The 12,030-nt window shown below is 64.8% G+C and carries 9 protein-coding genes and 1 riboswitch; of the genes, 3 read left to right on the plus strand and 6 right to left on the minus strand.

The window, feature by feature from the left end; all coding sequences use genetic code 11:
- Positions 1 to 57 precede the first annotated feature (57 nt).
- Positions 58 to 1,626: an amino acid permease gene (locus CURSPS6_RS02245; RefSeq protein WP_030013814.1), complete on the minus strand. Its 1,569-nt coding sequence runs from the start codon at positions 1,624 to 1,626 to the stop codon at positions 58 to 60.
- A gap of 303 nt (positions 1,627 to 1,929) precedes the next feature.
- Positions 1,930 to 2,026: riboswitch (SAM riboswitch) on the plus strand.
- Positions 2,027 to 2,030: 4 nt separating this feature from the next.
- On the opposite strand from CURSPS6_RS02245, the gene CURSPS6_RS02250 reads away from it, so the two are divergent.
- The 3 genes from CURSPS6_RS02250 to CURSPS6_RS02260 all read left to right on the plus strand — a co-directional run bounded on the left by CURSPS6_RS02250 (position 2,031) and on the right by CURSPS6_RS02260 (position 6,002).
- Positions 2,031 to 3,224: a cobalamin-independent methionine synthase II family protein gene (locus CURSPS6_RS02250; RefSeq protein WP_030013816.1), complete on the plus strand. Its 1,194-nt coding sequence runs from the start codon at positions 2,031 to 2,033 to the stop codon at positions 3,222 to 3,224.
- A gap of 43 nt (positions 3,225 to 3,267) precedes the next feature.
- Positions 3,268 to 3,780, plus strand: a complete 513-nt coding sequence (locus CURSPS6_RS02255; RefSeq protein ID WP_051687534.1) for a PTS sugar transporter subunit IIA — start codon at positions 3,268 to 3,270, stop codon at positions 3,778 to 3,780.
- A 128-nt stretch (positions 3,781 to 3,908) separates the two neighbouring features.
- Positions 3,909 to 6,002 (plus strand): glucose PTS transporter subunit IIA, encoded by a 2,094-nt coding sequence (locus CURSPS6_RS02260; RefSeq protein ID WP_030013819.1) that lies wholly within the window; start codon positions 3,909 to 3,911, stop codon positions 6,000 to 6,002.
- A gap of 27 nt (positions 6,003 to 6,029) precedes the next feature.
- Here CURSPS6_RS02260 and purU read toward each other — a convergent pair whose 3' ends face one another.
- The 5 genes from purU to CURSPS6_RS02285 all read right to left on the minus strand — a co-directional run bounded on the left by purU (position 6,030) and on the right by CURSPS6_RS02285 (position 11,518).
- On the minus strand, positions 6,030 to 6,902 hold the full coding sequence (gene purU, locus CURSPS6_RS02265) for a formyltetrahydrofolate deformylase (RefSeq protein ID WP_030013821.1): 873 nt from the start codon (positions 6,900 to 6,902) through the stop codon (positions 6,030 to 6,032).
- 120 nt (positions 6,903 to 7,022) lie between these two features.
- Positions 7,023 to 8,210: an acetyl-CoA C-acetyltransferase gene (locus CURSPS6_RS02270; protein WP_030013822.1), complete on the minus strand. Its 1,188-nt coding sequence runs from the start codon at positions 8,208 to 8,210 to the stop codon at positions 7,023 to 7,025.
- A gap of 76 nt (positions 8,211 to 8,286) precedes the next feature.
- Entirely contained in the window at positions 8,287 to 9,267 is a 981-nt protein-coding gene (gene corA, locus CURSPS6_RS02275; protein ID WP_030013824.1) for a magnesium/cobalt transporter CorA, read from the minus strand.
- Between the two features lie 46 nt (positions 9,268 to 9,313).
- Positions 9,314 to 10,600 (minus strand): adenylosuccinate synthase, encoded by a 1,287-nt coding sequence (locus CURSPS6_RS02280; RefSeq protein WP_030013827.1) that lies wholly within the window; start codon positions 10,598 to 10,600, stop codon positions 9,314 to 9,316.
- A gap of 171 nt (positions 10,601 to 10,771) precedes the next feature.
- Positions 10,772 to 11,518 (minus strand): DUF4870 domain-containing protein, encoded by a 747-nt coding sequence (locus CURSPS6_RS02285; RefSeq protein ID WP_235503656.1) that lies wholly within the window; start codon positions 11,516 to 11,518, stop codon positions 10,772 to 10,774.
- Positions 11,519 to 12,030 lie beyond the last annotated feature (512 nt).

A 12,030-nucleotide genomic window follows, 5' to 3' on the forward strand; every position in this document is an offset into this window, starting at 1 on the left:
ATCGGCCCCGCTCCTGATGAGTCAGGGTCGGGGCCGATGCCGCACGGAAGAGGAAGATCAGCGATCTTCGGGATCGTCCTCCTCGTGGATGATGGTCGTGTTGCTGTGACCATCGTGATGATGCGGACGCCGCTTGGCGGCGGGCCGATCCGCGACGACCGGGTAGAGACCCGTGAACCCCTCGCGCTCGGCCGCGATCGCACGCACGCGCTTGCGCACGGCGAACCAGCCGATGATCAGCGCCGGGATGATGATGATCATCGAGGCCAAGGTGAAGGTTCCGACGGGATAGTCGAAACCGATCAAGACGATCACGCCCGCCAGGAAGATCAAGGTGATCCAGTTGGTGTACGGGGCGCCGGGCGCCCGATACTCGGGCCGCTTGTACTTGCCTTGGCCGGCCAACTTGACGAATTTCATGTGCGCCAACGTGATGGCAGCCCACCCGGCGATGATGCCGAGGGACGCGACGTTCAACACGATCTCGAAGGCCTCGTCCGGAACGAAGTAGTTCAGCACCACGCCGAGCAACGCCACGGCCGCGGTCAACAGAATGCCGCCGTAGGGAACGCCCGACTTGGTCAGGTGCTGGGCAAACTTGGGCGCAGATCCGGCCATCGACATCGAGTGAAGAATGCGACCGGTGGAATATAGACCCGCGTTGAGCGAGGACAAGGCCGCGGTGATGACCACGAGCTCCATGATCGGTCCGGCGACGCCGACGTTGATCGAGGAGAAGAAGGTCACGAACGGGGATTCGTTCTCGCTGAATGCGGTGTACGGCAGCAGCAGGCAGAGCAGGAAGATCGCGCCGACGTAAAAGATCGCGATACGCAGGATCACGGTGTTGATCGCCTTGGGGATCACCTTCTCGGCGTTCTTGGTTTCGCCCGAGGTCGTGCCCACCAACTCGATGGACGCGTAGGCGAAGACCACGCCCTGCATGATGACCAGGGCCGGCATGATGCCGTTCGGGAAGAGGCCGCCGTGTTCGGAGATCAGGCCGAGCCCGCGCGGCGAACCGGTCGGCGTCCCGAAGATCACGAAGATGATGGCCAAAACCAGAAAGATCACCAGGGCCGCGACCTTGATCAGCGCGAACCAGAACTCCATCTCACCAAAGACCTTGACCGAAATCAGGTTCATGAGGACCACGATCACGATCACGAGGAGCGCGACAGACCATTGCGGGATCGCGTCGATGAAGGTGCTGTATTGCCCGAACCAGTGGACGTAGATCGCGATGGCGGTCGAGTCGACGATCGCCGTGGTCGCCCAGTTCAGCCAATACATCCATCCCGAGACGAATGCGGCCTTCTCTCCGTAGAACTCGCGGGTGTAGGAGACGAAGGACCCCGACGACGGCCGGTGGACGACGAGTTCACCGAGCGCGCGGAGGATGAGGTAAGCGATGATTCCGCAGAGTGCATAGTCGAGGAACAGCGAGGGTCCTGCCGACGCGAGCCGCCCGCCGGCTCCCAGGAACAACCCCGTACCGATGGCACCGCCGATGGCGATCATCTGAAGTTGCCGTGGTCCAAGACTCTGGTGGAAGCCGGCCTGTTCCTGGTGGAAGGCTGATTCCTCCGGGTCCTGACCAACCTGTTGTTGAGAGGTTTGAGACATAAGTTCCCTTTTAAGACACGTGACGCCGCTGAGCCGCACCGGTTCCTGTGCGAGGCGGTATGAACCGGTCGACCTGCGACGACAATGATGATTTTCCCCATGCGGGGTGTGGTTCCCCGGTCGGCGATACCGGCACAGAAATGTGCCATGTGATCCGCGTCGACATGGTTGGTAATCGCACCATAACCCCAAAGGTCACAAATGCGTAACACGCGCGGGAGCCGAAACAGCCTGTCTTATGCGCTCACGGTCGTTCGTCGGCTGGATTCTCGAGTCGGACACGGGGAGGGTGAAGTTCGTACATCACCATCCCGAGCGGCCGAGAGACCTGGCTCCACGACGCCGCAGCAACCGACACGCCCTCACCGGGTGCCGGTGCTAACGCCAGGAACGATGGAGGACCCATGCTCACAAGCACCGATCGCATCCGCACGACCCACGTCGGATCCCTGCCCCGCACCGACGACCTGATCCGGGCCAACGCCCTTCGACGAGACGGCGAGATCAGCCAGGACGATTTTCGTCGCACGCTGTCGGCCTCGGTCGACGAGGTCGTCGCCCGCCAGGTCGAGTGGGGCATCGACACCGTCAACGATGGGGAATACGGCCACGCAATGGTCGACGACATCGATTACGGCGCCTGGTGGCACTATTCGTTCGCCCGCACCGGCGGTCTGGAGACCGTCGACGGGGCCTCGTTCCGGCAGATTCTCAGCGAACCCGGCAACGGCCGCTACAACAGCTTTGCCGTGCGCCGCGATTGGAACCGGTTTGCCGACTTCTACCGCTCGATCGATCTCGGCAACGACCCGGACGGCGAATTTCCGATCGCGACCGGCCCGCTGACGTACCAGGGGCAGGACGCCGTCGCCACGGACATCTCGAATCTGGATGCCGCGGTCAGGAAGCACGACGCGTCGGAGGCCTTCGTCGCCGCCCTATCCCCCGGCTCGGCCTCCCGCATCGGCAACCGCCACTACGCGACGGACGAAGAGTTCATCTACGCCTGGGCCGACGTGCTTCACGAGGAATACAAGGCCATCACCGATGCGGGTTTCGTTCTCCAGCTCGATGATCCCTCGATCGCCGAGGCCTGGGATCAGCTCGTGCCCGAGCCGACGATCGAGGAGTACCTCGCCTTCAACCGACTCGCGATCGATGCGGCCAATCATGCCCTGCGCGGCATACCCGAAGACCAGGTCCGCTTCCACCTGTGCTGGGGATCGTGGCACGGCCCCCACAGCACGGATATCGAGATCAAGCACCTGATCGAGTCGCTCTTCACCATCAACGCAGGCGCCTACGTCTTCGAAGCGGGCAATGTGCGCCACGCCCACGAATGGAAAGCGTGGGAAGACGTGACCCTTCCCGAGGGAAAGGTCATCGTTCCGGGCGTGGTCTCGCACTCGACCAATGTGATCGAGCACCCCGAGCTCGTCGCGCAGCGCATCGAGCAATTCGCCTCCGCGGTGGGGCGGGAGAACGTCATCGCGGGAACCGACTGCGGTCTCGGGGGACGGTTGCACCCGGATATCGCCGAGGCCAAGATCAGGTCGCTGGTCGAGGGGGCTCGCATCGCGAGCGAAAGACTGTTTTAGAGTGGTCTAGGACATATCTATTCCCTCACGAAGGATTCATGCCATGAACACCGTTTCCTCTCAGTTCCAGGACGGCTCCGCCGAGGGCGGCCACCCCAGCTCTATCCTCAGCCCGGTCTCCGGCGAGGTCATCCGGATCGAGCACGTGGGAGACCCCGTCTTCGCACAGAAGATGATGGGGGAAGGCTTCGGCGTCCAGAATCCCACGTCGGGCGACGTCGTCGCGCCGGTCAGCGGCCTCATCACGGTCGCCACCTCGAGCAAGCACGCTTTGGGCATCAAGACGGACGACGGCCTGGAGGTCCTCCTGCACCTCGGAATCGACACGGTCGAACTGCGCGGGGAGCCCTTCGAGATCGACATCGTCAAGGGTGACCGCGTCGAGGCCGGGCAGCGCGTGGGAACCATGAACCTTCGGGCCATCGAGGACGCCGGCAAGGACCCGACGGCGATCATCGTCGTCACGAATTCCGCGGATCGCCTGCAAACCCTGGTCGTCCAGGGCGGCGAGACCGCGGCGGGCGACGTCGCGGCCACCGCGACCGTCAAGGGCTAAACGCCCCGGCCTCACCGCCGAGACTCGCCTCGTGTCCGGGGGCCTCACGTCCTGGCCTGCGGAAAGCTACTCTTGGGTGTACCCCACGTCACAGGGCGTGGGGTACGACTCAACGAGGAGCCAGAACCATGAGCGAACTCCCAGAGGAACCGGTCGAGATCCTCGCCCCGATCTCCGGCGAGATCATCGGCATCGCGGAGGTCCCCGATCCCGTCTTCTCCGGCAAGATGGTCGGCGACGGCCTGGGCATCGGCCAACCGCACGGGCGTGAGGTCCTCGCGCCCGTCAGCGGCACGGTGACCATGGTTGCGGACTCGGGCCACGCGCTCGGCTTCACGACCCCGTCCGGTCTCGAATTCCTGATTCACTTAGGCATCGACACCGTTGAGCTTCAGGGACGCCCCTTCGACCTGCGCGTCGGCAAGGGCGACGCCGTCACCGCCGGTCGGCCGATCGGCACCATCGACATCGAGGCCATCCGCGAGGCGGGCAAAGACCCGACCGTGATCCTGGTGATCACCAATTCCGCCAAAAGGCTCGGGAGACTGACGGTCGGTCGGGGCCAGACCGAGGCCGGCCAGCCCGTCGCGGCCGCGTCGGCTCAAGCCCCGACGCCGCCGGCCGGTGGATCGACCCGCGAGTCGACGGCCACCGAATCGACGCGGCGGCCTGGCTCCGAAGAGCAGGATCACGCCCCGGACGGCGCGGTGGCCGACGCCGGATCCCCCTCGCAGAGACCCACCGACCTCACCGGATACGACGCTCTGGCCTGGGACATCATCCACAACGTCGGTGGGCCCGAAAACATCCGCAGCGTCACCCACTGCATCACCCGCGTCCGGTTCTACCTCGTGGACAACGGGAAGGCGGACGACGCCACGGTCGCCGACCTGGACGGCGTGATCGACGTTGTCCAGGGCGCCGGACAGTATCAGGTGGTCATCGGGCCCGCGGTCGAGGACGTTTACTCCGCGATCGAGGCCCAACTCGGAGGGGCCGGGGCGGCCGAGGACCAGGCGAGCGAGCCCGCCGGCGAGCGCCCCGATTCCGCCTGGGGCTGGGTCAAACAGGGGTTCAGCTCGCTCATCGGCGTGATCACCGGGTCCATGATCCCGATCATCGGCCTGCTCGCCGCGGCCGGAATCCTCAAGGGGATCCTGTCGCTGCTGCTGACCTTCGACGTCACGACCGAGGACTCCCAGACCTACACCCTGATCGACGCCATGTCGGGGGCGGTGTTCTTCTTCCTGCCGATCTTCGTCGGCTACACGGCAGCCCGGCGGCTGGGATCGGACCCGATCATCGTCGCGATCGTCGGTGGCGTGCTGACCTACCCCAGCCTCATCGACATGGCCAAGGGCGAGGGAAGCGGATCCGTCGCTGGGATGTCGCTCAACGGCGAATTTTTCGGACTGCCGTACCACATGGCCGACTATTCCTCGACGATCTTCCCGATCATCGTCGCGGCCTGGCTCGCGTCGATCGTCGAGCCCTGGCTCAAAAAGATCATCCCGGTAACCCTCCGTATGATCCTGGTGCCCTTGATCGAGGTCGTCGTGGTATCGCTGGCGATCATCCTGATCCTGGGGCCCATCGTCACCCTGATCTCCTCGGGCATCGCCCAGGGGATCCAGTTCCTCTACGACCTCTCGCCGGCCATCTCCGGGCTCATCATCGGCGGCCTGTACCAGTGCCTGGTGATCTTCGGCCTGCACTGGGCGGTGATCCCGCTGGTCGCCCAGGACCTCTCCGCGAGCGGCCATTCGCAGCTCAACGCCCTGATTTCGGTCACGATGGTGGCCCAGGGCGGCGCGGTCACGGCGGTCTTCATTCGCTCGCGCATTCAGAAGATCAAGCAGCTTTCCGGACCGGCGGCTATCTCGGCCTTCTGCGGCATCACCGAACCGGCGATGTACGGCATCAACCTGAAGTACGGCCGGGTCTTCATCATGGCCTCGATCGCCGCGGCGGCGGGCGGCCTGCTGACGGGCATCTTCCAGGTAAACATGTGGGGCTTCACCGGGTCACTGATCGGGTTCACGTCCTTCGTGAACCCGGACGGCCTGGACTTCAGCTTCTGGGGGTACCTCATCTCCTCGGCCGTCGCCCTGGCCCTCTCCTTCGCCCTGACCTGGTTCTTCGGCTTCCGGGACGCGGACGTCGAGAAGGGACGCGAGGTCAAGAAGGTGCGCCTGGGCAAGCGGGACCCGGCGGGGGTTTAACCGCCGGGTCGCCGGGTGGGGCGTCGGTCAGAAGACGATCGCGTGGTTCCCGTGCCAGAACACCCGATCCTCGGCGTGGGCCTGGACGGCCCGCGAGAGCGTCGCCCGCTCGACGTAGGCACCGTGTTTTTGCAGGTCCGCCGGGGAGAAGGTGTGGTTCACCCGGGTGACGTCTTGTTCGATGATGGGGCCGGCGTCCAGCTCCGGGGTCACGTAGTGAGCCGTCGCGCCGATCAGCTTGACCCCCCGCTCCCACGCCATGCGATACGGGCCGGCGCCCACAAAGGCCGGAAGGAAGGAGTGGTGGATGTTGATGATCGGGACCTCGACCGCGCGCAGGAAGTCCTCGGAGAGGATCTGCATGTAGCGCGCGAGCACGATGAAGTCGGCCTGCCCCTTCACCAGGTTCAGGATCTCGGCTTCCGCCTCGGACTTGTCCGCGCCCCGCGACGGCACATGGTGAAACTCGATGCCGAAGTATTCGACCTCGTCGCGCAGGTCGGGGTGGTTGGAGATCACCATGGGGATCTCGACCGGGAGCTCGCCGCGTTGCTGACGCCAGAGCAGATCCAGGAGGCAGTGATCGGACTTCGGCGCCAGGACGATCATGCGTTTGGGCCGGGACCGGTCGATCAGCGTCCATTCGAGGCCCACGTGGGCGAGCTGCTCGTGGAGGTCTTCCTCGATGTCCCGGATGGACTCGGTGAAATTCACGCGATGAAAAACGGTGCGCTGGTAAAAAACGGGTTCCGCGTCGATGCTCGTGAACTGGTCGCTTTGCAGGATGTTCCCGCCGTTGCGCGCGATCGCGGTGCCCACCGCCGCGACGATGCCGGGGCGATCGGGCCCCTTGACCACCAGGCAGGCCTGGTCCTTCAGGTGCTCGATGGGTTGCGTCATATGTTCTCCGTACTCGTGGCGCGCCGCCCGTCGGATCCCCGACGGGCGGCGCGATGGCTCATGGTCGTGGTGCGGCACCCTCCGGCTCCCGGGGGGGCCGACCTGGGTGCGCGGGTGGCTTCAGCGGAACAACAGGAGGGCCTCGCCCTGACCGCCACCGCCGCACAGGGACACGGCGGCCCTGCCGCTGCCCCGCCGGCTCAGCTCCAGCGCGGCATGCAGGGCCAAACGCGCGCCCGAGGCGCCAATGGGATGCCCCAGCGCGATAGCTCCGCCGTGGATATTGATCTTTTCCTGCTCGACGCCGAGGTCGCGGCCCGATTGCAGGGACACCGCGGCGAAGGCCTCGTTGATCTCCCAAAAATCAAGCTCGGCAGCTTCCCATCCTGCCTTATCGAGGGCCGATCGTGTGGCCTGCGAGGGCTGCGAGTGCAGGGACGCGTCGGGACCGGCGGTCTGACCGGCCGCGCCCACCTCGGCCCATATGCTCAGCCCGTGGGCCTCGGCGAATTCCTTGGAGGTCAACACCAGGGCGGCGGCGCCGTCCGACAGGGGCGAGGAATTACCGGCGGTGATGGTGCCTTCCTGAGCGAACGCGGGGCGTAGCTTCCCCAAGGTTTCCTGGGTCGAATCGGGGCGAATGCCCTGGTCCTCGGAGACCACGACCGGCTCTCCTCGACGCTGGGGGATCGTGATCGGCGCGATCTCCTGCGCGAAGATTCCGGAGCTCGCGGCTGATCCGGCACGCCGGTGGGAGGCGGCGGCGATCTCGTCCTGCTCGGCCCGGCCGATGCCACGGGCGAGGTTGTCCTCTTCGGTCATCTCGCCCATCGCGCGGCCGTCCTCCGCGTCGGTCAGGCCGTCACGGGCCACGGCGTCAACGAGCCGTAGGTCGCCGTAGGATTTGCCGGCCCTCACCCCGGGGGCGACGTGCGGCGCCGAGGACATGGACTCCTGACCGCCAGCGACGACGACCTGCGCCTCGCCCAAACGGATCAGTCGCGCCGCCTCGGTCACGGCGGCCAGCCCCGAGAGGCAGACCTTATTCAGGCTCATCGCGGGAACGTCCCGCGAAATGCCGGCCGCCATGGCCGACTGTTTGGCCGGGTTCTGCCCGCATCCGGCCTGGATCACGTGACCCATGTAGACCTGGTCCACATGCCTCGCCTCGAGACCCGAACGTTCCACGGCGGCACGGATGGCGTGAGCCCCGAGGTCCACCGCTGTGAGGCTCGAGAGCTGACCCATGATCTTCCCCTGCGGCGTGCGAGCGCCGCCCACGATGACGACGTCGTTCAACTGGCTCACGACTTGCTCCTTCGCTAGGACCCCTGATAATTCACCACTTATCGTACTGTAAGCGATACCACGGGTACCGAGATCTTTACAGCCAGTTTTTCTTCTTGAAGATCCCGTAGAGGCCCCCGGCGATGACGACCATCAGCCCCAGGGCGAACGGATAGCCCAACGGCCAGTTCAGCTCGGGCATGTTCTCGAAGTTCATTCCGTAGATCCCCGCGATGATCGTGGGCACCACGAGGATCGCCGCCCAGCTGGAGAGCTTCTTCATGGCGTCGTTCTGTCGCTGGCCGACGAGCGTGGCGTCGACCGTCAGCGCGTTCTGCAGGGCCGAACGCAGGCTATCGAGGTGCTCGAGGGCGCGCAGGACGTGATCGCGCACGTCACGGAAGTGTGGGTGCAACTGTTCGGGCGTCTCGTACTTCTCGGCCCCGCGCATCAGCAACTCCAACATGTAGCTCAGGGGCCGGGTGGCCCGCTGGAACTTCACGACCTCGTTGAACAGCTCGTAGATGCGTTGCGAGGTATTGCCCCCGGCGAAGAGGTCCTCTTCGATATTGTCCAGATCTTCTTCGAGGTCCATGATGACCGGCTCGTAGCCGTCCACGACGCCGTCGAGGAGGAAGTACAGCAGCGTCTGCGGATTGTGCGGATCCAGGTGCGGGCGCCGGAACGCCCGCTGCATCTGACGCACCACCGTCTCCCCCGGACCTCCCTCGGGCATGGTCACCAAAAAGTAGTTCGGCCCGGTGAAGGCGTGCACCTCGTTAAGCGTCAGCTTCTCGGTGCGATCCGTGTAGGCGATCGGGTGCACGGCCAGGAACAGGGAATCCCCGTAACGCTCGAGCTTGGGCCGCTGATGGCCGTGGGAGGCGTCCTCGAGGGCCAGGGGATGCAGATCGAAAGCCTCCCCCAGGTGCTTCAGCTCGTCCTCGGTGGGGCCTTCCAGCACGATGCACGCGGAGGAGCCCGGGTGCTCTCGCAACGCCGAGACCGTCTCCTCCGCTGAATCGTGGGTCATGACGCGGTCGTCGGAGTCGATCAGCGTATTCATCAGGTAGGCCATGAGGACCAACTATAGAGGCACGCAATGGACTCCGGACCCCGCCCGACTAGTCGATCAGGTCACGCACCACGATGGTGTTCTCGCGGCCCGGCCCCACGCCGATCGCCGAGATGCGGCACCCGGAGAGCTCCTCGAGCTTCTCCACGTAGGCGCGCGCATTCTGCGGCAGGTCCTCGAGCGAGGTCGCCTGGGAAATATCCTCGGTCCAGCCGTCGAAGTACTCGTAAATCGGCTTCGCGTGGTGGAATTCGGTCTGGGTCATGGGGATCTCGTCGTGGCGCACGCCGTCGACGTCGTAGGCCACGCAGACGGGGATCTTCTCGAGACCGGTCAGCACGTCCATCTTGGTCAGGAAGAGATCGGTGAAGCCATTGATCCGCACGGCCTGGCGCGCGAGCACGGAGTCGTACCAACCGCAACGCCTCGGGCGGCCGGTGTTGACGCCGAATTCCCCGCCGGTCCGCTGCAGGAATTCGCCCCACTCGTCGAAGAGCTCCGTGGGAAAAGGCCCCGCGCCGACGCGCGTCGTGTAAGCCTTTTGGATACCGACCACACGGGATATGCGGGTGGGGCCGATGCCGGAACCGACCGATGCGCCGCCGGCCGTCGGGTTGGACGAGGTCACGAACGGGTACGTGCCGTGGTCGACGTCCAGGAAGGTGGCCTGGCCGCCCTCCATGAGGATTGTCTTCCCCCGGTCCAGGGCCTGATTCAGCACCAGCGTCGAATCGACGATCATCGGCTTGAGGCGCTCGGCGAAGGAGAGGAAGTAGTCGACGATCTCGTCGGCGTCCACGTGATGGCGGTTGTACACCTTGACCAAGAGCTGGTTCTTCTGGCGCAGCGAACCTTCGACCTTTTGCCGCAGGATGGACTCGTCCATGATGTCCTGCACGCGGATGCCCAGGCGGCCGATCTTATCCATGTACGCGGGGCCGATGCCGCGCCCGGTGGTTCCGATGGCTCGCTTGCCCAGGAAACGTTCGGTGACCTTGTCCATGGTCTGATGGAAGGGCGCCACCAGGTGCGCGTTGGCAGAGATGCGGAGCTTCGAGGTATCCGCGCCGCGCGCTTCGAGCCCGTCGATCTCCTCGAACAGAGCCTCGGGGTTGACCACGACGCCGTTGCCGATGATCGGCGTCGCATTGGGGCTCAAGATGCCGGCGGGAAGGAGCTTCAGCTCGAACTTCTCGCCCCCGACGACGACGGTGTGTCCGGCGTTATTGCCGCCGTTCGGCTTGACCACGTAGTCCACGCGTCCGCCGAGGAGGTCGGTGGCTTTGCCTTTGCCTTCGTCGCCCCACTGGGCACCAACGATTACGATTGCGGGCATTTGGGAACATCCACTCCTGTAGACAGGTTTCCGCCGGGTTTCACGGCGGACAACAGCGCGCCGGGAGTCCTCCCCGCGGGCCAGGGTCCAGGATACCCGCTGGAGGTCACGAGTTCCCCAGTGATCTTCTGTTTTACGTGTCCCGAGGCTCGGTGGGAGGCCCCGATGCCGCTAGCTCAGGATGCGAATACGCATCGGATAGCGATAGATCTTGCCCCGGTTGGCCTCGACGGCCCCGATGATGTGGCAAATCAGGGCCAGGATGCTGACGATGATCATCACCGGAATCGCGATGATGCCGCCGATGCCGAACGTGACGATGGTCAGCAGGAGGCCCGCAATATTCACGATCCACACGATGGCGTTGAAATTGAAGGCCTCGGCGGAGCTGACGCGCACGAACTGGTAACCCGGCTTGTCCTTGTAGATCAGCCAGAAGATCAGCGGGCCGAGGAAACTCAGGGAGCCCACGGACACCACGAGGGCGATCACCGTGGAGAGGTGAGATAGGAGCGCGAGCGTCCGGGCGTCGTGTGGGATGGGGTTTCCATAGGCGTCGAAGGACGCCGGTTCGCCGTATCCGGGGTTCGGCCGACCATCCCGCGGCCCGCCCGGGCCCTGCCCGCCGGGATAGCCCTGGGCACCGGGTTGCCACTGAGCACCCGGATGTCCCTGGGCTCCGGGATATCCCTGATTGCCGGGCTGACCTTGCCAGCCCGGGTGGCCCTGACCGCCAGGCTGGCCCTGACTTCTCGAGTCCTCGTGACCTCCGGGGTACCCCGGGCCACCGGACTGGCCGGAAGGGCCCGGCTGGCCTGAGGGACCGAGCTGGGCGTCGCCACGGCCGTAGTCGGCCCCGTGCCGACGCTCGCCGGAGGAGTCGTCGGGCATCGAGTTCTCGGGCTGTTGATTCGTCATGGCGAGCTCCATTTCGCGTCGATCGTTCCGACATGACCCCTCACAAGGGCTTTCTCCTAGGCTATGACGCCGCCACCACCTCGGTCGAGGGACCGTCCGCGGAGTCCGCTACCGGCGGTAACGCTCTCGAACGAATTCACATTACGGGGAAAACATTGATGATCAATCTATAGCCGGCATCCCGCCATTTTCGCGTCGTTAGGGAAAACACTCCATCGGGGGCCTGTGACGCCGAAAAATCACGCGATAACGGGTTCATTCGGGCATTGACACGGTTGTGATCGGCCAGACATTTTATTTTTGCACTCCGTATCACTCGGAACCCTTCACACCATTGGATCAGAACATCATGAAAGCATCACTTCACCGACGTGGGCGGCGGGCCCTCGCGACGTGGACGGCGGCGACCTTAGGTCTAGGTGTTGCGGGTCATGACGTTGTTTACACGCAACGGAGGCTCGGGTGGGTGTTACCTGTGGCGACAGGTCGGCAGGTGAGGGGCTCATCGCATG

It is taken from the genome of Curtobacterium sp. S6 (assembly GCF_000710345.2).
Classification (GTDB): domain Bacteria; phylum Actinomycetota; class Actinomycetes; order Actinomycetales; family Micrococcaceae; genus Rothia.

Bases quoted from the DNA above. Each gene is read 5' to 3' on its own strand.
- CURSPS6_RS02255 (WP_051687534.1), top strand. From the start codon at position 3,268: ATGAACACCGTTTCCTCTCAGTTCCAGGACGGCTCCGCCGAGGGCGGC.
- corA (WP_030013824.1), bottom strand. From the start codon at position 9,267: ATGGCCTACCTGATGAATACGCTGATCGACTCCGACGACCGCGTCATG.
- CURSPS6_RS02245 (WP_030013814.1), bottom strand. From the start codon at position 1,626: ATGTCTCAAACCTCTCAACAACAGGTTGGTCAGGACCCGGAGGAATCA.
- CURSPS6_RS02285 (WP_235503656.1), bottom strand. From the start codon at position 11,518: ATGACGAATCAACAGCCCGAGAACTCGATGCCCGACGACTCCTCCGGC.
- CURSPS6_RS02260 (WP_030013819.1), top strand. From the start codon at position 3,909: ATGAGCGAACTCCCAGAGGAACCGGTCGAGATCCTCGCCCCGATCTCC.
- CURSPS6_RS02250 (WP_030013816.1), top strand. From the start codon at position 2,031: ATGCTCACAAGCACCGATCGCATCCGCACGACCCACGTCGGATCCCTG.
- purU (WP_030013821.1), bottom strand. From the start codon at position 6,902: ATGACGCAACCCATCGAGCACCTGAAGGACCAGGCCTGCCTGGTGGTC.
- CURSPS6_RS02280 (WP_030013827.1), bottom strand. From the start codon at position 10,600: ATGCCCGCAATCGTAATCGTTGGTGCCCAGTGGGGCGACGAAGGCAAA.